General features: G+C 73.8%; 18 protein-coding genes. 5 read left to right on the top strand and 13 right to left on the bottom strand.

The window, feature by feature from the left end:
- Positions 1 to 22: 22 nt before the first annotated feature.
- From BRM1_RS08725 to BRM1_RS08705, 5 genes are all read right to left on the bottom strand, one after another.
- Positions 23 to 1,474 carry a sugar porter family MFS transporter gene (locus BRM1_RS08725; RefSeq protein WP_442864219.1) on the bottom strand — a complete coding sequence of 484 codons (1,452 nt, stop codon included), beginning with the start codon at positions 1,472 to 1,474 and terminating at the stop codon, positions 23 to 25.
- Between the two features lie 54 nt (positions 1,475 to 1,528).
- Positions 1,529 to 2,710, bottom strand: coding sequence for an aminotransferase-like domain-containing protein (locus BRM1_RS08720; protein WP_268525245.1), 1,182 nt, complete (start codon positions 2,708 to 2,710; stop codon positions 1,529 to 1,531).
- Positions 2,711 to 2,797: 87 nt separating this feature from the next.
- On the bottom strand, positions 2,798 to 3,592 hold the full coding sequence (locus BRM1_RS08715) for a family 1 encapsulin nanocompartment shell protein (protein WP_160952285.1): 795 nt from the start codon (positions 3,590 to 3,592) through the stop codon (positions 2,798 to 2,800).
- 61 nt (positions 3,593 to 3,653) lie between these two features.
- A complete protein-coding gene (locus tag BRM1_RS08710; protein ID WP_268525242.1) occupies positions 3,654 to 4,841 on the bottom strand; it encodes a Dyp-type peroxidase in 1,188 nt (395 codons plus the stop codon).
- Positions 4,842 to 5,001: 160 nt separating this feature from the next.
- Positions 5,002 to 6,054, bottom strand: a complete 1,053-nt coding sequence (locus BRM1_RS08705) for an FAD-dependent monooxygenase (protein WP_268525241.1) — start codon at positions 6,052 to 6,054, stop codon at positions 5,002 to 5,004.
- Between the two features lie 99 nt (positions 6,055 to 6,153).
- Here BRM1_RS08705 and BRM1_RS08700 point away from each other — a divergent pair, with 99 nt between their 5' ends.
- The gene (locus BRM1_RS08700) at positions 6,154 to 8,451 is read left to right on the top strand and encodes a thioredoxin domain-containing protein (protein WP_268525240.1); all 2,298 of its coding nucleotides are present in this window, start codon (positions 6,154 to 6,156) and stop codon (positions 8,449 to 8,451) included.
- 24 nt (positions 8,452 to 8,475) lie between these two features.
- Here BRM1_RS08700 and BRM1_RS08695 read toward each other — a convergent pair whose 3' ends face one another.
- Positions 8,476 to 9,783 (bottom strand): M18 family aminopeptidase, encoded by a 1,308-nt coding sequence (locus BRM1_RS08695; protein ID WP_160954025.1) that lies wholly within the window; start codon positions 9,781 to 9,783, stop codon positions 8,476 to 8,478.
- A gap of 20 nt (positions 9,784 to 9,803) precedes the next feature.
- On the opposite strand from BRM1_RS08695, the gene BRM1_RS08690 reads away from it, so the two are divergent.
- Positions 9,804 to 11,060: an MFS transporter gene (locus BRM1_RS08690; protein ID WP_268525236.1), complete on the top strand. Its 1,257-nt coding sequence runs from the start codon at positions 9,804 to 9,806 to the stop codon at positions 11,058 to 11,060.
- A 160-nt stretch (positions 11,061 to 11,220) separates the two neighbouring features.
- On the top strand, positions 11,221 to 12,645 hold the full coding sequence (locus tag BRM1_RS08685) for a DUF1684 domain-containing protein (protein ID WP_160954023.1): 1,425 nt from the start codon (positions 11,221 to 11,223) through the stop codon (positions 12,643 to 12,645).
- Here BRM1_RS08685 and BRM1_RS08680 read toward each other — a convergent pair.
- Positions 12,632 to 13,207: a PepSY domain-containing protein gene (locus BRM1_RS08680; RefSeq protein ID WP_202411069.1), complete on the bottom strand. Its 576-nt coding sequence runs from the start codon at positions 13,205 to 13,207 to the stop codon at positions 12,632 to 12,634. The two genes, BRM1_RS08685 and BRM1_RS08680, sit on opposite strands and share 14 nt — an antisense overlap.
- 66 nt (positions 13,208 to 13,273) lie before the next feature.
- A complete protein-coding gene (locus BRM1_RS08675; RefSeq protein WP_268525233.1) occupies positions 13,274 to 15,250 on the bottom strand; it encodes a M13 family metallopeptidase in 1,977 nt (658 codons plus the stop codon).
- On the opposite strand from BRM1_RS08675, the gene BRM1_RS08670 reads away from it, so the two are divergent.
- Positions 15,249 to 15,758 carry a low molecular weight protein-tyrosine-phosphatase gene (locus BRM1_RS08670; protein ID WP_160954020.1) on the top strand — a complete coding sequence of 170 codons (510 nt, stop codon included), beginning with the start codon at positions 15,249 to 15,251 and terminating at the stop codon, positions 15,756 to 15,758. The two genes, BRM1_RS08675 and BRM1_RS08670, sit on opposite strands and share 2 nt — an antisense overlap.
- A 132-nt stretch (positions 15,759 to 15,890) precedes the next feature.
- Positions 15,891 to 16,583, top strand: a complete 693-nt coding sequence (locus BRM1_RS08665) for a copper resistance CopC family protein (RefSeq protein WP_268525231.1) — start codon at positions 15,891 to 15,893, stop codon at positions 16,581 to 16,583.
- 4 nt (positions 16,584 to 16,587) lie between these two features.
- Here the strand turns inward: BRM1_RS08665 and BRM1_RS08660 are convergent, their stop codons facing one another.
- The 5 genes from BRM1_RS08660 to BRM1_RS08640 all read right to left on the bottom strand — a co-directional run bounded on the left by BRM1_RS08660 (position 16,588) and on the right by BRM1_RS08640 (position 22,717).
- A complete protein-coding gene (locus BRM1_RS08660; protein ID WP_268525229.1) occupies positions 16,588 to 17,697 on the bottom strand; it encodes a glycerate kinase in 1,110 nt (369 codons plus the stop codon).
- Between the two features lie 175 nt (positions 17,698 to 17,872).
- Positions 17,873 to 19,102, bottom strand: a complete 1,230-nt coding sequence (locus BRM1_RS08655; RefSeq protein ID WP_268525227.1) for an MFS transporter — start codon at positions 19,100 to 19,102, stop codon at positions 17,873 to 17,875.
- Positions 19,103 to 19,128: 26 nt separating this feature from the next.
- Positions 19,129 to 20,766 carry a phosphoglucomutase (alpha-D-glucose-1,6-bisphosphate-dependent) gene (gene pgm / locus BRM1_RS08650; RefSeq protein WP_268525226.1) on the bottom strand — a complete coding sequence of 546 codons (1,638 nt, stop codon included), beginning with the start codon at positions 20,764 to 20,766 and terminating at the stop codon, positions 19,129 to 19,131.
- Between the two features lie 99 nt (positions 20,767 to 20,865).
- Positions 20,866 to 21,192: a rhodanese-like domain-containing protein gene (locus tag BRM1_RS08645; protein ID WP_160954016.1), complete on the bottom strand. Its 327-nt coding sequence runs from the start codon at positions 21,190 to 21,192 to the stop codon at positions 20,866 to 20,868.
- Positions 21,193 to 21,211: 19 nt separating this feature from the next.
- On the bottom strand, positions 21,212 to 22,717 hold the full coding sequence (locus BRM1_RS08640; RefSeq protein WP_268525225.1) for an acetyl-CoA hydrolase/transferase family protein: 1,506 nt from the start codon (positions 22,715 to 22,717) through the stop codon (positions 21,212 to 21,214).
- Between the last annotated feature and the right edge of the window lie 72 nt (positions 22,718 to 22,789).

Below are 22,789 nucleotides of genomic sequence, written 5' to 3'. Positions count from 1 at the left end.
GGGGCCGCGGCCGAGCGCCGGACTACGCGGCGCGGGTGTGCGCGCCCTCGGTCATCTCCTCGAGCTCCACGCCCTTGGTCTCGGGGACCCACTTGAGGACGAAGAACAGCGAGAGCAGCGAGCACACGGCGTAGAAGCCGTAGGCCGCGGCGAGTGAGAAGTCCGCCATCGCGGGGAAGAGCGTGGAGATCGCGAAGTTCGCCAGCCAGTTGACGGCCGCGGCCGCGGACAGCGCGACGGCGCGGATCCGGTTGGGGAACATCTCGCCGAGCATGAGCCACATGATCGGCCCCCACGTGGCGCCGAAGAAGATGACGAAGAGGTTCGCGGCGATGAGCGCCGTGATGCCCCAGGCGCCCGGCAGGCTGACCTTGCCGTCGACAGTGACGGCCTGGGCGAAGCACAGGGCCATGACGCCCAGTGAGACCGCCATCCCTGCCGAGCCCGCGATGAGCAGGGGCCGCCTGCCCACCCGGTCGACCGAGGCGATCGCGACGACCGTGACGACGATGTTCGTCACGGAGGTGATGACGGTGATCGTCATCGAGTCGCTCTCCGCGAAGCCCACCGCCTGCCACAGCGTGGACGAGTAGTAGAAGATCACGTTGATGCCCACGAACTGCTGGAACACGGCCAGCGCGATCCCGATCCACACGATCGGCATGATCCGCCCGTTCGCGCCGATGAGGTCGCGCAGCGTCTGGCGCTTCTCCGTCGTGATCGTCGACTGGATCTGCGCGATCTTGGCCTCGGCGCTCTCACCGCCCTTGAGTCCCACGATCTCCCGCAGCACCCGCGCGGCCCGGTCGAGCTTGCCGCGGGCCACGAGGTAGCGCGGGGACTCCGGGATCGCGAACGCCATGATGCCGTAGAGGACGGAGGGCACCGCCTCGGCGATGAACATCCAGCGCCACGCGGCGAGGCCGAACCACAGCTGTGCGCCCGCGCCCCCGGCCAGCTGGGCGAGGTAGGCGTCGGAGAGCAGCGCGACGAAGATGCCGGCCACGATCGCCAGCTGCCACAGCGAGCCCAGCTGCCCGCGCACCCGGGCGGGGGACACCTCGGCGATGTAGGCGGGGGCGATGACCGAGGCCATGCCCACGCCCAGGCCGCCCACCACGCGCCACACGATGAGCCACAGCACGTCGGGTGCGAGCCCGGAGCCCAGCGCGGAGACGAAGAAGAGCGCGGCGGCGACGATCATCGAGCGCACCCGGCCGTAGCGGTCGGCGAGCCCGCCGGCGAACCACGCGCCCACCATGCACCCGAGCAGCGCGCAGGAGACGGAGAAGCCCGTGAGGCCCTCGCTCATCCCGAAGCCCGCCCGCAGCGCGTTCACCGCGCCGTTGATGACGGAGGTGTCGAAGCCGAACAGGAAGCCGCCGAACGCGGCGATCACGGCGACCAGCGCCACACGGCCCGAGTGCGCGGGCCCCGCGGCCTCGGGGGTCGGCTTGAAGCTCATGGTGGACATCGGCGTCCCCTTCTCCCGGCGGGCTCCGCCGGGATCCCGGCGGAGCTCCGCTTCCTATGCGAACAGCGGCGCCATGCGCCGCAGGCCCTGCGCGATCGTCTCCGAACCGTGGGAGACGAACGAGAACCGCATCGTCCGCTCGTCCGGCTCCTCGACGTAGAAGGGCGCACCGGGGACGAAGATCGTGCCGAGCTCGATCGCCCGGTAGACGAGCTCCGAGGTGTCGAAGCCCTCCGGCAGGCGCGCCCACACGAACATGCCCCCGGCCGGCTTCGTGAGCACGGATCCGGGCGGCAGGATCTCAGCGAGCTCGTCGACCATCGTGTTCATCCGCGAAGCATACTCCGCGCGCACCGTGACCAGGCGGGATTCGAGGTCCGTGTGCTCCAGGTAGTGGGCGGCGGCGAGCTGGTCGACGGTCGAGGTCTGCAGCGCCGAGCCCTGCTTGGCCACGCCCACCCGCTCGAGGACCTCCTCCGGCCCGCGCAGCCACCCCACCCGCAGGCCCGGCGCCAGCACCTTCGACAGCGAGTTGGCCAGGAAGGACCGGTCGTCCAGGCGCGGGTCGGACACGATGGGGGGCAGCACCTCGTCCGTGAAGCGCAGCTCGGAGTATGGGTCGTCCTCGATGAGCCACACGTCGTGGGCGGCGATGACGTCCGCGATCGCGGTGCGCCGGGACCAGGGCATCGTGACGCCCGTGGGGTTCTGGAACGTGGGGATGAGGTAGACGGCCTTCGGCTTCCAGTACCGGATCGCGGTGTCGAGGGCCTCCGGGATGACACCGCCCTCATCGGAGAGCAGCGCCCGGAACTCGACGCCCTGCAGCGCGAACGCCTGGAGGGCGGACATGTACGTGGGGTTCTCCACGAGCACGATGTCGCCGGGGTTGAACAGGGTCTGCGAGAGCAGCCCCAGCCCCTGCTGGGAGCCCGAGGTGATGAGCACGTTGGCCGGCGAGGTGGGCACGCCCTGTTCGGCGAGGCGCTTGGCGGCGGCCTCGCGCATCTCCGGTTCGCCATCGGTGGGCCCGTACTGGAGGGCGCGCCCCCCATTGGCGTCGATGACGTGGGAGAACGCGCGGGACAGACCCTCGGTGTCGAAGAGCTCCGGGGCGGGGTGGCCACCGGCGAAGCTGATGATCGAGGGATCGTGGGCGATGCCGAAGAGCTTGCGGATGGGCGATTCGCCCATCCCGGCGACGTACCGGTTCAGGTGTGAGCGGACTGATTCCATGGCTCCCATGGTAAGCACGGGAAAGGCTCAGGAACGTGCGCGCGAAACGGCGGTTTCGCGCCGGCCGCGCGCACGCCCCGCGGCGGCTCAGCCGCGCAGCGCGACGGCCGCCTCCGGGGTGGCGATGCGGAAGGTCAGCGACTCCTGCAGGTAGAGCGTCACCGTCTGCGCGTCGTGGGCGAGGTAGCCCACGGAGAGGTCCTGGCCGAGGTGCAGCTCGAAGTCGCCGCCGCGCTCGGACACGAGCAGCGCACCCGTGAGGTTGGGCGCCCACATGATGCGCCCCTCGCCGAGCGCGCGCTGGATGTGGGCGAGCACCGGGTAGCCGTGGTCGACCGTCTCGACGACCTGGGTGTAGAGCTCGGCGGACAGCAGCAGGCTGTAGGGGCCGCCCACATAGGCGAGGCGGACCGCCTCGATGGCGCGGGAGACGGCGTCGGGCAGCTCCCGGATGCTCTCCGGCAGCCCGATGGCCGCGTTCGGGGTGGCCGGGATGATGCCGGTGATGCCGTCGAGGCCCTCGAAGACGGCGGAGTCCTCCGCGCGCGCGAGCTGCGCCGCGGCGTCCTGGGCGGGGCCCCAGTCCGGGTCCACGGCACCGCGGGCAACGGAGTCGATCTCCTCGCGGCTGAGGGAGAAGGGCGCGCGCAGCTCGACGACGGGCAGCACCTCGCGGCGGCGGGCGCGCACCGCCTCGACCGGGCTCGTGGCCTCGGCCTCCCGGCCCGTCGTGAGGGAGGAGAACTCGGTGCCGCGCGCCTCGGGCATGTCGACGAAGCGCCGAGCGGCGATGCGGGTGGCGAAGGTGGAGCGGATCTCCCCCTCCAGATTGGCCCAGGCGGCCTCGGAGATCGGTGCCAGTTCGCGATGCAGGTTCTTCACGGCGTCCCCCTTCGGGTCGGTGCAGCCACCGCGGCTGCGAAGTGTGGTGTCATGCTGCTGATCAGTGCTGGGGTGCCTGCCCGCTCGGGCGCAGGCTCCCGATGCCCAGCGAGCCGTCCCCGCCGCCCGCACCGGGCTGCTCGACCGCGCCGGCCTGCTCGCCCGCGCCGGGCGCGTGCGACTCGGGGCCGACCGGCTGCTCGGCGTCCGCGATGCCGGTGCCGGAGTTCTGCTCCTGCGGCCCCCGGTAGCCGCCGGGCACGGCGTTGGCGGGGGTCACGGGCGCGGGCACCGCCGGCTGCGCCCCGGCGCCCACCGGCGCCGCCGGCAGCGCGTCCATCGAGTCGAGGCGGGCGATCGAGGGGATGAAGAACAGCCCGCCCGTCACGGCGGTGGAGAAGTCGAGGATGCGGTCGTGGTTGCCCACCGGATCGCCGATGAACATGTTGACCAGCATCTGCTCGGTCACGGAGACGTCCGCGGCGTAGCCGATGAAGAACGTCCCGAACTCCTTGGCCTCGAACGAGCCGAACGGCATGTTCTCGCGGAAGATGTCGTGCTCGACCCCGTCGGCGTCCGTGATGGTGTTGAGGGCGACGTGCGAATTCGACGGCTTGACGTCGTCGGGCAGCTCCACGTCCTCGAGCTTCGTGCGCCCGATCACCCGCTGCTGCTCCTCGACGGTGAGGGACTCCCACGCGGTGAGGTCGTGGATGTACTTCTGGACGATGACGTAGCTGCCGCCCCGGTAGGCCGGATCCTCATCCCCGATGAGCACCGACTGCAGCGCGGCATCACCCTCCGGGTTGGCGGTGCCGTCCACGAAGCCCAGCAGGTCGCGCATGTCGTAGTACTTGAAGCCGTGGACCTCGTCGACGATCGTGACGGCGTCGCCCAGCTGCGCGAGCGCGATGCGCGCGAGTTCGAAGCACATGTCCACCGAGCGCGCCCGCAGGTGGAGCAGGATGTCGCCCGGCGTGGAGGGCGCGGTGTGGGTGGGGCCCTCGATGGGCGCCAGTGTGTGCAGCTGCAGGGGCGCGGGGGCTGCGTAGAGCCGCTCCCACAGCTGCGCCCCGATGCCCGCGACGCACAGCAGGTCCGCGTCCGGCACGCGGAAGGACACGGAGCGGGTGAGGCCGGAGAGGGCCGGGAGGAACGCGCGCACGGCGTCCTCGCCGCCCGGGCGCACCGTGAGCGTGAGGAACATGCCCGTGCGCGCGGGCTTCGACACGACCTGCTGGGTGACCATCTGCGCCCCACTTCCCCTCGGGCAACCGCGCGGTGTGCTCGGCTGGCTCCAGGCTAGCGCGTGTCGCACCCGGACGCCGCGAGGCCTGCCTGCCCTGACTCGCCCTGACCGCGCGTGGGGCCCGCTCCGAATCCGACAGGTCCACCGGCCGGCTCATCGGTCATGGCCGCGCGGAGGCGGCCTCGCGCAGCCAGCGCAGCCGCCGCCCCGTCGCCACGCCCATGACTGCGCGGGCCCCGGCGCGTGCGGCCTGAGTGGAGGCCAGCCTGCGGGCCTGCCATGCCGCGAGCGCGCGCTCCCGGCCGCGCGGGTGCGCCTCGGCAGTGCGGTTGAGCGCTGCGGCGAGCGCCACCGCGTCGAGGATCGCGTCGTTCGCACCGCGTCCCAGGTTCGGCAGCGCAGCGTGCGCGGCATCGCCGATCACCGCGTAGCGGCCCCGCACGTAGCGGCGCAGCGGGGGCGCCTCCCACAGCCGCGCCGCGAGGATCCCGGAGCCCGCGTCGAGCGCGCGCACGATGGCCGGATGTGCGCGCTGTGAGCGCAGCGGGATGCGGGCGCGGGCGGCGGCGGCCGCAGGATCGAGGGGCTCGGAGCGCTGGCCGTCGGGCCACGCGGCGAACCAGTACGCCCGGTGCTGCGGCAGTGGGGCCAGGCCCCACAGCAGTCCGTCTCCCCAGGCCTCGCCGTAGGGCACGGCTTCGCCGGGCCCGGCGAGCGCTGCGAGAGGCGCGATGCCGCGCAGCGCGGCCCACGGGGTGGCCAGGCGCTGTGCGCGGCCGGGCGCCACGAGCTCGCGCACGCGCGAGCGCACGCCGTCGGCGCCGACGACCAGGGCGCCGTCGAGCACGGCGGGCCGGCGCACCTCGGCGGCGGTGTGGGCGACTCCGGCCGGCACCGCCGCGCGCAGGGCGGCCAGCAGCGGGCCCCGGGCGACCATGCGCAGGGCGGGCGCGGGTGCCTGGGCGCGCGGCACCCCGTCGATGCGGCGCAGCACCGCGTGCTCGGGGGCCGCCGAGGCGCTGCCGGCCAGTGCGTCCCAGGCACCCACCCGCTGCAGGGCGCGCACCGCGCTCGGCCACAGGCCCAGCGCTGCGCCCGCGGCGGAGCGCTCCGGCTGTGCCTCGCAGACCTCGACGGCGAAGCGAGCGGGATCCAGCGCGGCGGCAAGCGCCAGCCCGGCGATCCCCCCGCCCACGATCGTGACCGATTCCATGCCCGCGAGCCTAGCCGCGCGCGCCCCGCGGCTTCGTGCAGACGGCCCCGGAGTCCCTGGGCATGGTGCTGCGCGGCCGATCCTGAGAAGCTGGGGCGCATGTCCGATGCACCGCGCCCCCAGCCAGAGCCCGTCGACAACCGCCTGGCCGGGTCCACGAGTCCCTATCTGCGCCTGCACGAAGACGACCCGGTCGACTGGCGGCCCTGGGGTGAGGATGCCTTCGCCGAGGCCCGCGAGCGCGATGTCCCGGTCCTCGTCTCGATCGGGTACTCGACGTGCCACTGGTGCCACGTCATGGCCCGCGAGACCTTCTGCGACCCGGCGATCGGCGCGCTGCTGCGCGCGCACGTCGTGGCCGTCAAGGTCGACCGCGAGGAGCTGCCCCAGGTGGATGCCGCGTACATGGGCGCACTCCAGGCCCTGCGCGGCCAGGGCGGGTGGCCGCTCACCGCGTTCGCCACCCCGGATGGGGCGCCGTTCTTCGCCGGCACCTACTACCCGCCCCGCCCGGCGCACGGCGCCCCCTCGTTCGCCCAGGTGGTGCAGGCGGTGGCGCACATGTACCGTGACCGCCGCGCGGAGGTGGACCGGGTGGCCGGGCAGCTCGACGCGCGTCTCACGGGCCTCGCCGAGCGCATCTCGATGGCCCTGCCCGCCGGCGAGGACCTGGCCGCCCCGAGCGCCGAGGAGCTCGACGCGGCCTACGAGCAGCTGGTCGGCGATGCCGACTTCACGTGGGGCGGGTTCGGCACCGCCCCCAAGTTCCCCCCGCTGCCCGTGCTCATGGCGCTCATCCGCTCGCTGGCGCGGGCCGGGCGCGGGCCGGAGGGCAGCGGCGGCCTGCCCGCGGACTCCGCGGCCCTGGCCTGTGCGGGCGCCGATGCGGACGTGGGCGCCGCCTGCCCCGGCCTGCCCGCACTGGGGGAGGTCCCCGAGCTCGACCGCCTGCGGATCGTGCGGCGCACACTCCTGGGCATCGCCGCCGGCGGCATGCGCGACCAGCTGCGCGGCGGCATCTGCCGCTACAGCGTCGATGCCCGCTGGCAGGTGCCGCACTTCGAGAAGATGCTGGGCGACAACGCCCTCCACCTGCGCACCGCCGTTGCCTGGCACCGGCTCGAGGCCGCCTGGGACCCGGACTCGCGCTGGACCCGGCTGGCCGCCCGCGAGGCGGCGGACACGGCGCGCTTCCTCCTCACCGATCTGGCCCTGCCCGGCGGCGGATTCGCCGCCGCCCTCGATGCGGACGCGCCCACCGCCTCGCCGCCGGACGCCCGCGGCGCGGGGTCTTCGCTCGGGGCCAGCGCGCTGCGGGAGGGCGCGCACGCGGTGTTCGCCCCGGCCGACGGCGGTCCGCCGGCCGACTGGGACGACTCGCCCTACGCCCTGGCCGATGCCCCCGAGCTGGGGGGCGGGGTGCTGGTGGCGCCGGGGATCCGCGCGTGGCTGGATGGAGACGATGGTGCGGCCGGGGCAGGCAGTGCGGCTGGGGCGGATGCGGCGACCGCACCCGCCCCGTGGGAGACACCCGGGGCCCGGTCGGTGAGCGGGCGGCTGGCCGCGCAGCAGGACGCCAGGCCGCGTCCGGCCCGGGACGACAAGCTCATCGTCGAGCACGCGGGCCTGGCCGCCACGGCGCTGTGCGAGGCCGCCGCCGTCTTCGACCGGGCCGACTGGGCGGCCGCCGCGGTCGCGACGCTCACCGCGCTGCGCGCCCTCGAGGCCGCCGGCCTGCCGCGCTCGGCCACCGACGGCCGGCCGGGTCCCGCCCCGGCCGGGCTCGCCGACTGGTGCGCGCTCCTGCGCGCGGAGCTGGCCGCGGCCCAGCTGCCCGCGGAGCTGCTGCCCGAGCGCCTGCCGCCCGCCGAACCGCCACCGGGCACGGACGGTGCGGGCGCATGGGCCGGTATCGCCGCCCGCGCCGCGACCGTGCGCGCCGCGTTCGCGGACGAGGAGGCGACCGGCCTGCGCGTGTGGGATGCGCCGGCCGATCCGCTCCTGCCGGCGCGCAGCGCGGACCCGATAGACGGGGCGGGGCCCGCCGCGCGCTCGGCGCTGGCCGAGCTGGCGCTGCTGCTGGGCGAGGGGGACTGCGAGCCCGCCGCCTGGACGGACTTCGCCCACCGGCTGCTCGGCGGCGGCCGCCCGCTCATGCACGCCGCGCCGAACGGGGCGGGCTGGCTGTGCTGGGTGGCGGAGTGCGCCCTCGCGCCCGTCCGGGTGGCCACCGCGGACCCCGCGCTCGCCCGCGCGGCCGCCGCGGATCCGCGGGTGCTCGCGGTCGTGACGGCCGGCGGCCAAGTGCCGGCGGCCGGCGCGGTCGTGTGCCGCGGCACCGCCTGCTCGCTGCCGCTGGCCGACGCCGCCGGGCTGCGCGCCGAGCTCGGCGCCTGAGCCGGCGGCCTCTGCCCTGGAGCCTCAGCCCTGGACGAAGGCGGCCAGCGCCGCGTTCAGCGCCGCGACATCGGCGCTTGCGCACATCTCCCGCGCCGAGTGCATGCTCCACAGCGCGATGCCCACGTCCACGGTCGTCATGCCCAGGCGCGCTGCCGTGATGGGCCCGATCGTCGACCCGCACGGCACGTCGTTGTGGGAGACGAACTCCTGGTACTCCACGCCCGCGCGGGCGCAGGCGGCCGCCCAGGCACCCGCCCCCACCGCATCGGTGGCGTAGCGCTGCTGGGCGTTGAGCTTGAGCAGCGGCCCGCGGCCCAGCACCGGGCGCACCACGGGATCGTGGCGCTCCGGGTAGTTCGGGTGGACGGCGTGGCCCGCGTCCGCGGACAGGCACACGGAGCCGGACAGGGCGGCGAGCACATCCGCCCGGTCGGCTCCGAGTGCCAGGAGGATCCGCTCGCACACATCGGCGAGGAACGGCCCGCCGGCCCCCGACCGGGTCTGCGAGCCCACCTCCTCGTGGTCGAACGCCGCGAACACCGCGATCGCATCGAGACCGGCGGGATCCACCCGCTCCATGGCGGCCGTGCCGGCGTGCACGGAGGTGAGGTTGTCCAGCCGCGGCGCGGCGAGGAATTCGCGGCGGGCCCCGAACGCCTCGGGCGGCTGGGCCGGGATCGTGTAGACGTCGTGGCCGACGATGCGATCGGCGTCCACCCCCGCCGCGCGCGCGAGCAGGTCCATGACGCCGTCGGCGTCCTCACCGGGCACCTGCAGGCCGATGACGGGCGGGAGGTGGCGCTGACGGTCCAGGGCGAGGCCGTCGTTGACCTGCCGGTCGAGGTGGATCGCGAGCTGCGGGATCCGCGCGATCGGACCCGTGCGCACGAGCGCGCGGCTGCCGTCGGCCAGCACGAGCCGCCCGGCCAGGCACAGCTCCCGGTCGAGCCACGAATTCAGCAGCGGGCCGCCGTAGACCTCCACGTCGATCTGCCGGGCGCCGGCGGAGGCGAAGTCCGCGCTCGGGCCCAGCTTGAGCGCGGGGGAGTCGGTGTGGGCCCCGAGCACCCGCAGCGTGGGGGCCGGCAGCGGCTCCGCGGGCACGGCGAAGGCGATGGCCGCCCCATCGCGCACGATCACACACCGGTCACCGGGCGCCAGCTCCCAGCGCTGGCCCTCGGCGAGCTCGCGGTAGCCGGCCGCGCTCAGCCTGCAAGCCACCTCGGCGGCGGCGTGGAACGAGGTGGGAGCGGCGGCGACGAAGCCCGCCAGATCCTGGGCGGCGGCGTCCGGGGCCGGGGGCTGCGCGGTGGGCTGCGGGGTGTCCATGTGCGGTAGCCTAGTCAACCGTGTTCGGTGCGCTGGCGAGGGTGATGGGGTGGGGCTTCTTCCCCTTGAGCCTGCTCGCGAAGCTACCCTACGCGATGAGCGTCGTGGCCGTCATGACCTCCGTCTCCGCGGTCACCGGCAGCTACGGGCAGGCCGGCGCCACCGCCGCCCTCGTCGGGGCCGGCACCGCCGTCTCGGGGCCGCTGCTGGGCGCCGCCGCCGACCGCTTCGGCCAGCGCCCCGTCCTCGTCTGGAGCGCGCTCGCCAACGCCGCGGCGCTCGCGGCCCTCGCCCTGTGCCTGCGCGCCGGGGCCCCGGCATGGGCCCAGCTGGCCATGGGCCTGCTCATCGGGCTCAGCGCCCCGCAGGCGTCCTCGATGGTCCGCTCGCGGTGGCTCTACGCGATCCCGCAGCGCTTCCCCGCCGAGCGGGCGCCCGCCGCCACCTCCGCCGTCCTGTCGTATGAGTCGATGACCGATGAGTTCGTCTTCGTCCTGGGCCCCGTCATCACCGGCGCCGTCGCCGTGGCGCTGGGCGTCGTGGTGCCGCTCGACTGCGCCGCGCTGCTCACCGCCGCCGGCGTCGTGGGCTTCGCCCTGCACCCGTCGGCCCGCTATGCCCGCGGCCGGGAGCGCGGAGCTCAGACCCCCGCCGGGCCGGATTCGGCGGGGGCCGGGGCCGCCGTGGCACCGGTCCGGGCCCTGTTCAGTGCGCGCATCCTGCTGCCCGTGGCCGGCATGATGATGATCGGCTTCTTCTTCGGCGCGACGCTGGCCTCGCTCACCGCGTTCATGGAGACGCGCGGCGATGCCGCCGCGACCGGGCTCTACTACGGGATCATGGGCATCGGCTCGGCCATCTGCGCGCTCGGCACCGCCTGGTTGCCGCGCTCGTTCGGCCTGGGCGCCCGATGGGCCGCGTTCTCGCTCCTCGTGCTCGCCGGTTCGGCCCTCCTCCACGCCGTGCCCGGCCTGCCCGGCACCGTGGTCGCGATGATCGTCATGGGCTGCGGCGTGGGCCCCACCCTCGTCACGCTCTTCTCGATCGCCTCCGCCGTGGCGCCGCTGGGCCGCACCACGACCGTCATGGCGATGATGTCCTCGGCCCTCGTCGTGGGCCAGGCCCTGTCCTCGGCGCTGACGGGCGCAGTCATCGATGCCGCCGACTTCGCGGCTGGCTACTGGGCCGTCTCCGGGGCCGCCCTCGTGCTCGTGGCGCTGTGGGCGCTCAACGCCGCGCTCGGGCGCCGGGCGAGGCGCCGCACCCGCCTGGCCTGAGCCTCGGTGGCCCCCGGGCCGACCACCGCCGCGAGCCCCGCGCGGGCGCGGTCCCCAGCTCGCGCTGAGGGGGCGATCAGCCCGGCGTGCCTAGAATGGGCCGCGGCAACCGGATCGAACGCACACGCGGGACCAGCACCCGGGATCAAGGGGAAGACACGTGGAGCAGTACGCCGCAGAGTGGCAGGAATGGCACGATGCTCGGCTCGCTGACCTGGCGAAGCCCTTCGGATGGCTGAGCGTCACCGGTCTCATCTGGCTCGACGAGGCGGTTCCGGCTGCCTGGGAGGACACCCCCGGCAGCTTCGTCCTCGACGGCGAGTGGGTCCACTTCGACCTGGCCCCGCAGGCCAGCGCCGGCCCCGCCACTGCGGCCCTCGACCTCCTCTCGCACCCCCGGGCAGACGCCGAGGTGCGCGTCGTCCCGGGTGAGCGCCTCTCCGCCCGCGTGGGCCGCGATGGGTCGCTCAGCTGGATCGTGGCCGACCACCAGCTCTTCGAGCTGCTCGACCGCGACGGCCGTGCGGCCATCCGGCGCCGCGACTCCAAGGCTCCGCTGCTCTCCCGCTTCGTCGACGTCCCCACCTATGAGGTGGACCGCCGCTGGGCCGTGGGCGCCCAGTTCGAGCGCTTCGACCCGCCGCGGGCCGCGCGGATCGCCACCGCCGCCCCCGGCCTCGAGATGGACGAGGAGCTGACCGGCGAGATCCGCTTCGAGCTCGCGGGCGCGCCCTACCGGCTGCTCGCCTCGGGCTCGCCGGAGGCGGGGCTGAGCGTGACGTTTCACGACTACACGAACGGCGAGGGCACCGAGGCGTGGCGCCGCCTGTCCGTGGGCGTGCCCGACGCGCAGGGCCGGGTCGTCCTCGACTTCAACCGGGCCGTGAACTACCCCATGGCCTTCACGCCGTACGCCACCTGCCCGGCGCCCGTCGCGGAGAACTTCCTGCCGCTTGAGGTCACGGCCGGGGAGCGGCGCCCCACCCAGACGCTCAGCGAAGGCGGGGTCAACACGCCCCTGCTGCTCATCGACACCGGCGGCGACGCGCAGCTCGAGCCCTTCGTCGCCGAATGGGCGGGGCTGGGCCTCGACGTCACCCGCGCCGACTGGCACGCCGGGGCGCCGCTGCCCCCGCTGGCGGGGTTCGAGGCCGTCGTCGTCCTCGGCTTCGACCCCGAGCGGCTGGCGCAGGCGGCCCCGGAGCGGGCCGCCGCCCTGCTCGAGTGCCTGAGCGATGCGATCGGGGCGGGCCTGCCGGTCGTGGCCGCGGGCACCGCGACGCGGGTGCTCGTCTCCGCCGTCGCCGAGGTGGCCGGCTCGGATGCGCCCTCGATGGTCGCGGGGCAGGTGCCCACCTCCGCGGTCTCGCTGGCCGTGAGCGCCGACGTCGCCGAGGACGCGCTGTTCCGCTCCCTCATCGGCGCCCCGGGCGAGGATGGGGTGGGCTTCATCGCCGTCGACGAGCTCGTCGAGGCGGCCCCCGACGAGTCGCGCTCGGCCGCGCTCCTGCGCACGTGGCTGGAGCTGGCCGAGCGCTTCGCCAGGCTCGTCCACCTGCGGGCGGGCGGCGTCAGTCGTCCTTGACGTCCTTGAGGATGTCGCCGTTGCGGTAGCCCACGTGGACGGTCTTCGCCGCCCCGCCGTTGGGCGGGATGATCTCGACTTCGTAGTTCACCTGGCCCTGCGCGCGGTCGATCGCGGCCTCGTCGATCGACCCGGCCTGGTGGTGCAGCGCGTTCTTCAGCGCCTGGGCCATCGTGATCTTCACGGTCTCGTAGTTCGCCCGGTCGTCGGCGTCCGCGGACTCCGAGGCGCCCTTCGTGGCCTTCGAGCCGGCTCCGTCGACCGCGACCTCCGTGGTCTTGCCGGACGCGTAGACGTCGACCTTCCACTGGCCCTCGTCGAAGTCGAGCTCGACGACCTGGCCGTCGACCTTCTGCTGCGCGGACTTCATGGCGGCCTGGGCCTGTTCGAGCGTGCCCCCGCTCTCCTTGTGCTCGGCGCTCGAGGGCGCGTCGCCGTTGGGGGCCGCGGAGTCGTCGCCGGCCCCGGAGCCGCTGGATTCGCCGCCCCCCGAGCAGCCGGCCAGCAGGGCCGCGGCGAGCGGGAGGGCGAGGAGCGCTGAGTTCGTCGTTGCCTTCTTCATGCCCCTGACCCTAGGAAACGCGCCCGGCGGCGGCAAGGGGCACCCCCTCGCCGCCGCCTTACCGGCTCACCAGATGGACACGCGGCGCTCGGGCGCAAGGTACATCTCGTCGTCCTCGCCCACGCCGAACGCGGTGTAGAAGGCCTCGATGTTCTTCACGACCTGGTTGCAGCGGAACTCCTCCGGCGCATGGGGGTCGATGCTCAGGCGGCGCAGGCGCTCCTCGCGGCGGAACTTCGCCCGCCACGCCCCGGCCCACGCGCTGAAGAAGTCCCGCGCATCGGCCTCGGTGACCTCGCGCCCGGCGTCGTCGGCGGCGATGCCGAGCGCCTTCCACGCGATCGACAGCCCGCCCAGGTCCCCGATGTTCTCGCCGATCGTCAGCGCCCCGTTGACGTGCTCCGAGGCGCCGAACCCGGTGGGGATGAGGGCCTCGTACTGGTCGATGAGGGCACGGGTGAGCTCGTCGAAGCGGTCGCGGTCGGCCTCCGTCCACCAGTTCACGAGGTTGCCGTGGCCGTCATAGCGCGAGCCCTGGTCGTCGAAGCCGTGGCCGATCTCGTGGCCGATCACCGCGCCGATCGCCCCGAAGTTCGCGGCGTCGGAGGCCTCCGGGTCGAAGAACGGCGGCTGGAGGATGGCGGCCGGGAACACGATCTCGTTGAGCACGGGGTGGTAGTAGGCGTTGACGGTCTGCGGGGTCATGAACCACTCGGTGCGGTCGATGGGCCCGGCGATGCGCGCGATCTGGCGCTCGTGCTCCGCCGCCGCCGCGCGGCGCACATTGCCGATGAGGTCGTCCGGGCGGACCTCGGCCGGGTAGTCGCGCCACGCATCCGGGTAGCCCACCTTCGGGGCGAAGAGGGCGAGCTTGTCCAGCGCCCGCGCCTTCGTCTCCTCGCCCATCCAGTCGATCGTGCGGATCGAGTGCTCATAGGCCCGGATGAGCTTGTCGACGAGGTCCTGGATCGCGGCCTTGGCGTCCGGCGGGAAGTGGCGCTCGACGTAGAGCTTGCCGACGGCCTCGCCCAGCAGCGCCTCGACCACGCCCACCCCGCGCTTCCAGCGCTCGCGCATCGCGGGGGTGCCGGACAGGGTGCGCCCGTAGAAGTCGAAGTTCTCCTCGACCAGCTCGCGGTGGAGCAGGTTCGCATCGGCCTCGAGCACGTTGAAGATGAGCCAGGCCTTGAGCGTGGCGAGGTCCGTCTCCTCCCACACGCGGCCCGAGCCGGTGAAGAACGAGGGCTCGCCGGCCACGGCGCTGGCGGCGCGGTCGATGCCCGCCCCGCGCGCCCAGGCGCCGAAGTCGAAGCCGCGGGCCAGCTCGGCCATCTCCTGGAGCGAGAAGAGATTGTAGGTGGCCTCCGCATCGCGGGTGGCGACGTTGTCCCAGTGGTGGGCCGCGAGCTTCGTCTCGAAGTCGAAGACGGCCGCGGCGAGCGCCTCGTCGCTCAGGCCGGTGTGCGCGCTCAGGCCCGCGATGCGCGACATCGCGGCGATGTGGCTGCGGTAGGCATCGCGCAGCGGCTGGTAGTCGGTGCCGCGGTAGTAGACCTCGTCGGGCAGGTGGATGCCGCCCTGGTCCAGGTAGAGGGCGTAGACGTCGGAGTTGCGGGCGTCCGCGGAGACGTAGGAGCGGTAGATGCCGCCGGCGCCCGTGCGCTCGAGCCGGCCCATGAGCTCGGCGAGCTGCGACTTGTCGGCCACGGCGGCGATGCGCTCGAAGTCGGCGGTGAGCGGGGCGACGGCCGCCTCCTCGATCGCGTCCGCGTCCATGAACGAGCGGAACAGGTCCGCGATCTTCTGGGCGGCGCTGCCGGCGGGGTGCTCGGTCTCGGCGAGCTCGCCGATGAGGTCGCGCACGGCCTCCTCGCTCGCGTCGACGAGCTCGCGCATGGCGCCGTCGCCGGAGCGGTCCTCGGGGATCTCGTGCTCGGCGAGCCACCGGCCGTTGACGCTGCGGAACAGATCGGTGCCCGGGGTGACGGAGGGGTCGCCGTACAGCTTGGCCTGAGCGGCGCCCATGGCGGAGGATGAAGTCATGGAACAACCGTACCGGCCGCCCCGGGTCCTCTTCGTCTGCACCGGCAACATCTGCCGCTCGGCCATGGCCGAGCACCTGCTGCGCCACCGCCTGCGCGAACAGGGGCGTGAGGATGCGCTGGCCATCGCCTCGGCGGGGCTGTCGGACGAGGAGGCCGGCAACCCCATGAATCCGGTGAGCGCCCGCGTGCTCGCCGGCCACGGGATCGAGGCGGGCGAGCACGCGGCCCGCCAGGTCACCGCGCAGCAGCTCGCCGATGCCGACCTGGCTGTCGCGATGACGCGGCGCCACCGGGCCGGTCTCGAGCGCCTGGCCGCCGGGCTGCCCGCCGAGCGGCGCCCGCGCATCGTCATGCTGCGCGAGCTCGGGGAGCCGGAGCTGGGCGCCGACGGCGAGCCGCTCGACGTGGACGATCCCTGGTACGGGGGACCGGAGGACCACGAGGAGGTCTTCCGGGAGCTCGAGGCCCACCTCCCCGCGCTCGTCGCGGAGCTCACCGGCCGCTGAGCGCGGCAGGTGCCCGCTGAGCGCGGTGGGATTCGCCTGCGAGTTCGGGGCGCCTGCGGCCCGGCGGGTTTTCCCCGCGGGGCGCCTGCGCGATACTGGGGGCACGCACCGCAGACGAATGGAGCACACCCCGTGAGCACCCGCACCCGCCCCCTCCTCGCCGTCCTCGCCGCCGCCGCGATGGCGCTGCTGGGCCTCTTCCTCGCGCCGGTTGCCAGCGCGCACGACCAGCTCGTGTCGTCCAACCCCAAGGACGGGGCGACGCTGGACAAGCAGCCCGAGTGGCTGGAGATGACGTTCAGCGGCAACATCCAGGACGTCGGCACGGAGATCAAGGTCGAGCACGGCGGCAAGGACGTCAACGCGGGCGAGTACGACATCAAGGGCAAGACGGTGAAGTCCGCGCTGCCCGATGACCTGGCGGCCGGGGACTACACCGTGAAGTGGCGCGTCGTCTCCCAGGACGGTCACCCCATCAGCGGCGACTTCGGCTTCACGATCAGCGACAAGGGCGGCGCTGGCGGCGCCGTGAGCTCCGAGGACTCCTCCGGCGAGGCCGGGCTGGGCGCCGGGGCCGTCGACCAGCCGGACGAGAACGCCGAGGACACGCGCGGCGACCTGGCCGCCGGCAACGACGGCACGGGGATGTCCGCGCCCATGGTCATCCTGCTCGTGGTGGGCGGCATCGCCATTGTCGCAGTCGTCGTCATCCTGCTGCTGCGCAAGAACCGCGGGCTCGACTCCGGCGGCGCCTCGGCGCGCTCGATCCGCGAGGGCCGCGACGGCGCGGCCCCGGAGGATCCCGCGGGCGGCCCGAAGGCCTGAGGCCTCAGCCGCCCAGGCGGGCGGCCAGCCGGCGCGCGGCACCCGCCAGCAGTGGGCCCGGGTCGGCCAGCGCCGCGGCCAGCGGCGCCTCGTCGGTGAGCGCCAGCACCCCGCTCAGGCCAGCCGCGCGCGCCTGGGCGGCGGAGACCTCGCTGCCGCCGCACACCATCCACACGGGGATGCCCGCGGCGCGGGCGGCGCGCACCACCGCGCCGGGGCCCTTGCCGGAGAGGGTCTGCGCATCGAAGCGCCCCTCGCCCGTGACGACGAGCTCGGCCTGACGCAGGGCGGCGTCGAAGCCGGCGAGGTCCATGACGTAGGAGGCCCCGGAGACCTGCTCGGCGCCCAGGGTCAGCAGCGCGAAGCCCACGCCGCCGGCGGCTCCTGCGCCCGGGCGCCCGCGCAGCTCGCCCGCCGGGTCGAGCAGGTCGGCCAGCCGCGCCAGGCCCGCGTCGAGCGCGGCGACCTCCGCGGGCCCCGCGCCCTTCTGCGGGCCGTAGACCGCCGCCGCCCCGGCGCTGCCCAGGAGCGGATTGTCCACGTCCGAGGCGAGGACGAGGCGCGCTCCGTGCGCGGCGAGCAGCGCGCGGGCCGGCTCCAGGTCCGCGGTGGCCAGGCTGGGCAGCGCGCCCCCGCCGGGTTGAAGTCCCGCGCCGTCGGCGGCGGTGAGTTCCGCGCCGAGTGCCTGGAGCAGGCCGGCCCCGCCGTCGGTGCAGGCCGAGCCGCCCACGCCCACGACGATCCTCGTGCAGCCCGCCTCGAGGGCCGCGCGGATGAGCTCGCCGGTCCCGGTGCTCGAGGCGCGCAGCGCGGTGGCGGCGGTGGACTCGGACACCAGTGCGAGGCCGGACGCCTCGGCGAGCTCGATGACGGCGGTGGCTCCGGAGCGGGCCCAGTGCGCGGTGACGGGCGCGCCCAGGGGGCCTGTCGCCTCGGCGCCCTGGGCGGACAGCCCCGCCGCGACGGCGGCGGCCACGGTGCCGTCGCCGCCGTCGGCGATCGGCACGCAGTCAACGGCGTGCCCGGCGGCGCTCAGCGGGCCCGACAGGTGCCCGGCAACCTGGGCGGCGGTGAGCGTGCCCTTGAACTTGTCGGCGGCGATGAGGATGCGCATGGGCCCACTGTAGGGCCCTGCGACCCGCGGCGGCGCTGCCGTGGGCGGTGCGCGGGCCGGGAAGTCGGGGCCATGACGGCCACGCACTATCTCAGCCTGACCGCCACGGTGGCATCACTGTAGCGGCCGCCCCGGCCCCCGGGTACATAGGCTCGCCTAAGGGCGCCCTGCCGCCCTACGGCTCGATGACGGAGCGGGCCTGGCGGGCCGCGTGGGAGCGGATCGCGGGATCGAAGCGGCCGTTGAACGCGACCGCCAGAACCGCGGCCAGGGTGGTGGCGCAGGCGGGTAGGAGGAGGGCCGCGTGCGCGCCGTGGCGGTCGATGATGAGGCCCGCGACGAACGAGCCGATCGAGACGCCGAAGCCCATCGACGTGCCGATCCAGGCGAGCGCCTCGGTGAGCCGCTTGGGCGGGGCGAGCTCCTGGATGACGGAGCTGCCGGCGATGAGCGAGGGGGCGATCATGAAGCCCACGACGAAGAGCACGAGCGAGAGCGAGACCATCCCGACGGCCAGCTGGCACATCCAGTTGCCCAGCGCCAGGAGGACGAGCGTGGCCGCATAGCGGCGGCGCACGGAGACCTTCCAGTTGATCGAGCCGTAGATCGCGCCGGCGATGAGGGAGCCCGCGGCGTAGGCGGCCAGCGAGACGCCGGCCAGCGGCTTGAGGCCCTGCTCGTCGGCGAACGCGACGGCGGAGACGTCGAGGGCGCCGAAGTTCACGCCGAAGCACAGCTCGCAGGCCACGACGAGGAGGATCCCGGAGTTCGACAGGACCTTGCCGCGCACGGCCCGCGGCGCCTTGGGCTCCGGGGCGGGCTCGGTGCCGCGCTGGGTGTAGAACAGGGCACCGCCCACGCCCACCGCGATGATCGAGGCGATGACGCCCGCCGGCGGCAGGACGGCCGTGGCGAGCGCGGTGACGACGACCGGGCCGGTGACGAAGAGGATCTCATCGGCCACCGCCTCCCAGGAGAACGCGCTGTCGAGCTGGTGCTGGTCCTGCGCGGCGGCCGCCCAGCGGGCGCGCACGAGCGCGCCCACGCTGCCCACGGTGGCGCCGGCGATGCCCGCGAAGACGAACGCCAGGCCCAGCCACAGGTGGAGGTAGACGGAGAGCATGAGCAGGCACAGCGCGACGATGTGGACGACGGTGAGCGGGACCATGACGCGGGCCTGGCCGCGCCGGTCCACCTGCTTGGCGATGAAGGGGTTGGCGATGGCCTGGACGAGCATGTACGTCGCGGAGACCGCGCCGGCGGTGCCGTAGGAGCCCGTGACGGTCTGGATGAAGAGCACGAGGCCCAGGCCCAGGATGGCGATGGGCATGCGCGTGATGAGCCCCGCGATGGTGAAGCGCAGGGCGCCCGGCAGGGCGAAGATCTCGCGGTAGTTGCTCAGCACCCGTCAATGCTACCGGGCGCGCGGGATCAGCCGATCGCCTGGTCGACGACCGCCTTCGCCTCCGCCTGGACCCGGGCCAGGTGGTCCTCGCCCCTGAACGACTCCGCATAGATCTTGTAGACGTCCTCGGTGCCCGAGGGCCGGGCGGCGAACCACGCATCGTCGGTGGTGACCTTGAGCCCGCCGATCGCCGCGCCGTTGCCCGGCGCCTGCGTGAGCTTGGCGGTGATGGGCTCGCCGGCCAGCGTGTCCGCCGTGACCTGCTCGGGGCTCAGCGCCTTGAGCGCGGCCTTCTGCTCGCGGGTGGCGGGGGCGTCGATGCGGGCGTAGGCGCTGTGGCCGAACTCGTCGGCCAGGGCGGCGAAGCGCTGGGAGGGCGTCTGGCCCGTCACCGCGGTGATCTCCGCGGCGAGCAGGTCCATGAGGATGCCGTCCTTGTCCGTCGTCCACACCCCGCCGGTGCGGGTGAGGAACGAGGCGCCGGCGGATTCCTCGCCGCCGAAGCCCACGCTGCCGTCGAGCAGGCCCGGCACGAACCACTTGAAGCCCACGGGCACCTCGAGCAGGCGCCGACCGCGCGCGGCGGCCAGCCGGTCGATGAGCGAGGAGGACACGAGGGTCTTGCCGACCGCCGCGCCCGCGGCCCACTCCGGCCGGTGGGAGAAGAGGTAGTCGATCGCGACGGCCAGGTAGTGGTTGGGCTGCATGAGTCCGCCGTCGGGGGTGACGATGCCGTGGCGGTCCGCGTCCGGGTCGTTGCCGGTGGCGATGTCGTAGCGGTCGCGGTTGGCTATGAGCGAGGCCATCGCGAAGCGCGAGGAGCAGTCCATCCGGATCCTGCCGTCCCAGTCGAGCGTCATGAACGCCCACTGCGGGTCCACGTCCGGGTTGACGACGTCCAGGTCCAGGTCGAAGCGCTCGGCGATCGCCGCCCAGTAGTCCACGCTCGCCCCGCCCAGGGGGTCCGCCCCGATCCGCAGGCCGGAGTCGCGGATGGCCTCCATGTCGATGGCCTGGGGCAGGTCGTCGACGTAGCTCGAGGTGAAGTCGAAGTTCGTCGTGTTGTCCAGGTGGAAGGCCCGCTGGAAGGGCGTCCTGGCGATCTCGCGCCAGCGGGGCAGCAGCTCGTTGGCCCGGCCCTCGATCCACGCGGTGACGTCCGTGTCCGCGGGGCCGCCGTTGGGCGGGTTGTACTTGAAGCCGCCGTCGCGCGGGGGGTTGTGGCTGGGGGTGATGACGATGCCGTCGGCCAGGCCCTGCGCCGCGCCCAGGTTCGCGTTGTGCTTGAGGACTGCGTGGGAGAGCACGGGCGTGGGGGTGTAGGAGTCGCGGTCGTCGATCATCGTCGGGACGCCGGCGGCCGCCAGCACCTCGAGCGCGGTGATCGAGGCGGGCTCGGACAGCGCATGCGTGTCCCGGGCGAGGTAGACGGGGCCGGTGTAGCCCTGCGCGCGTCGGTACTCGACGATGGCGGCGGTCGTCGCGGCGATGTGCGCCTCGTTGAACGAGCCGGCCAGGCTGGAGCCGCGGTGGCCCGAGGTGCCGAACGCCACCTGCTGGGCGGGGTCGGCCGGGTCCGGCTCGAGGTCGTGGTACGCATCGAGCAGCTCGGCGACGTCGACGAGGTCCGATTCCAGGGCAGGCTGGCCCGCACGTGATGTCATGGCCCTACTGTGGCAGAGTTCGGGCACGAGCGGGGCGCCGTCTCCCCATTCGTCTCAGTGGGCGAGCGGGCGGGCCGGGCGGGTAGAGGGGCGCGGGGCCTACTTCACCCACGCCTCGCCGTCGCCGCCGGAGACGATCGGCAGGCCGTGGTCGAGGTTCCAGGCGCCCATGCCGCCGTCGACGTTGATCGCGTCGAAGCCGTTGTCGTTGAGCCACATGGTCGCCTGCCGCGAGCGGCCCCCGGAGCGGCAGATGACGTAGACGTCCTCGTCCAGGGGCACCTCGCCGTAGCGCACGGGCAGGTCGCCCAGCCGGATGTGCTGCGCGCCGTCGATGTGGCCGGCGGCGAACTCGTCGTCCTCGCGGACGTCGAGGATGTTCGCGCCCTGGGGGATCTCGGTGACCGAAACGCTGGGAATGCTCATGGGCCCACCCTAGCGGGCGCTACATCTGCCCCGTGTCGCGCAGGCTGACGTGCCAGCTCAGCGCCTCCTCGAGCAGGTGGGGGATGTGCAGGCGGCCCTCGCCCCGGGCGATCGCGCGGTCGACGTAGTCGTGCAGGCGCGCGCGGTAGTCCGGGTGCGCGCAGTTGTCGATGATCCGCCGGGCGCGCGGCACCGGGGCCAGGCCGCGCAGGTCGGCGATGCCCTGCTCGGTGACGATGACGTGGACGTCGTGCTCCGTGTGGTCGATGTGGCTGGCGAACGGCACGATGGACGAGACCTTGCCGCCCTTGGCCACGGAGGGGGAGACGAAGAAGTTGAGGTAGGCGTTGCGGGCGAAGTCGCCGGAGCCGCCGATCCCGTTGAGCACCTGCGAGCCCAGCACGTGCGTGGAGTTCACGTGGCCGTAGATGTCGGACTCGACCATGCCGTTGATGGCGATGACGCCCAGCCGGCGCACGATCTCCGGGTGGTTCGACATCTCCTGCGAGCGCAGCAGGATGCGGCCCTTGTAGGACTCGATGTCGCGGTTGAAGCGCTCGGCTGCCTCCTTCGACAGGCTGAACGAGGTCGCGGAGACCGTGTCGAGCGAGCCGGAGTCCAGCAGGGCCAGCAGGTTGTCCTGGATGACCTCCGTATAGGACGTCAGGTGCTCGAACTCGGAGTCGGCGAGGCCCGCGAGCACGGCGTTGGCGACGTTGCCCACCCCGGACTGGAGCGGCAGGAGGCTCTCCGGCATCCGCCCGGCGGCCACCTCGGCGCGCAGGAAGTCGATGATGTGCTCGGCCATGGCCTTGGAGTCGTCGTCGACGGGATTGAACGCGTTGTCCCGGTCCGGGCCGTTCGTGCGGACGACGGCCACGACCTTGTCCGGGTCCACGCGCAGGTACGGGTCGCCGATGCGCTGCCCGGGCTCTAGGAGCTGGATGGGGTTGCGGTGCGGCGGCACGCGCGTGCCGTAGTAGACGTCGTGGAAGCCCTCGTAGGCCTCGGGGTGCCACTCGTTGACCTCGAGGATGACGCGGTCGGCCAGGTCGAGCCAGGTCTTGTTGTTGCCCACCGAGGAGCCCGGGACGAGCAGGCCGTTGGGCAGGATCGCCGCGACCTCGATGACCGCGACGTCGAGGCGGCCGTAGAAGCCGAACCACATCTGCTGGGCCAGATGGCTCAGGTGGGTGTCGACGTAGTCGACCTCGCCGCCGTTGATCGCCGCCCGCATCGCCTTGTCGCTGTTGTACGGGCTGCGCACGCTCACGCCGTCCACCTCGGCCAGCGCCCCGTCGAGCTCCGCGGACGTCGAGGCGCCGGTGAAGAGCCCGATCTGGAAGTCCTCGCCGCGCTCGTGCGCGGCCCCGATCCGCTCCGCCAGCGCCCCGGGCACGGCCTTGGGGTAGCCGGCGCCGGTGAAGCCGCTCATGCCCACGTTGTCCCCGGGGCGGATGTGGGCGGCGGCGTCCTCCGCGCTGGTGACCTTGTCCGCCAGCGCGGGGCAGGTGATTCGACTCATCCCACCATTGTCCGCCGTCTGGGCGCCAGCTCCCAATCCGCTGATAGGCAGCGGTGAGGCTTGCCTTGGTTC

This window comes from Brevibacterium sp. BRM-1 (assembly GCF_026802075.1).
In the GTDB taxonomy this organism is placed as follows: Bacteria; Actinomycetota; Actinomycetes; order Actinomycetales; family Brevibacteriaceae; genus Brevibacterium; species Brevibacterium rongguiense.
Note: the sequence above shows the minus strand (reverse complement) of the source record. Positions and strands in the feature narration are given on the sequence as shown.

Coding starts and splice junctions, on each gene's coding strand:
- BRM1_RS08725 (WP_442864219.1), bottom strand. CDS start 1,474: ATGTCCACCATGAGCTTCAAGCCGACCCCCGAGGCCGCGGGGCCCGCG.
- BRM1_RS08720 (WP_268525245.1), bottom strand. CDS start 2,710: ATGGAATCAGTCCGCTCACACCTGAACCGGTACGTCGCCGGGATGGGC.
- BRM1_RS08710 (WP_268525242.1), bottom strand. CDS start 4,841: ATGGTCACCCAGCAGGTCGTGTCGAAGCCCGCGCGCACGGGCATGTTC.
- BRM1_RS08705 (WP_268525241.1), bottom strand. CDS start 6,054: ATGGAATCGGTCACGATCGTGGGCGGGGGGATCGCCGGGCTGGCGCTT.
- BRM1_RS08700 (WP_268525240.1), top strand. CDS start 6,154: ATGTCCGATGCACCGCGCCCCCAGCCAGAGCCCGTCGACAACCGCCTG.
- BRM1_RS08695 (WP_160954025.1), bottom strand. CDS start 9,783: ATGGACACCCCGCAGCCCACCGCGCAGCCCCCGGCCCCGGACGCCGCC.
- BRM1_RS08680 (WP_202411069.1), bottom strand. CDS start 13,207: ATGAAGAAGGCAACGACGAACTCAGCGCTCCTCGCCCTCCCGCTCGCC.
- BRM1_RS08670 (WP_160954020.1), top strand. CDS start 15,249: ATGGAACAACCGTACCGGCCGCCCCGGGTCCTCTTCGTCTGCACCGGC.
- BRM1_RS08675 (WP_268525233.1), bottom strand. CDS start 15,250: ATGACTTCATCCTCCGCCATGGGCGCCGCTCAGGCCAAGCTGTACGGC.
- BRM1_RS08660 (WP_268525229.1), bottom strand. CDS start 17,697: ATGCGCATCCTCATCGCCGCCGACAAGTTCAAGGGCACGCTCACCGCC.
- pgm (WP_268525226.1), bottom strand. CDS start 20,766: ATGACATCACGTGCGGGCCAGCCTGCCCTGGAATCGGACCTCGTCGAC.
- BRM1_RS08645 (WP_160954016.1), bottom strand. CDS start 21,192: ATGAGCATTCCCAGCGTTTCGGTCACCGAGATCCCCCAGGGCGCGAAC.
- BRM1_RS08640 (WP_268525225.1), bottom strand. CDS start 22,717: ATGAGTCGAATCACCTGCCCCGCGCTGGCGGACAAGGTCACCAGCGCG.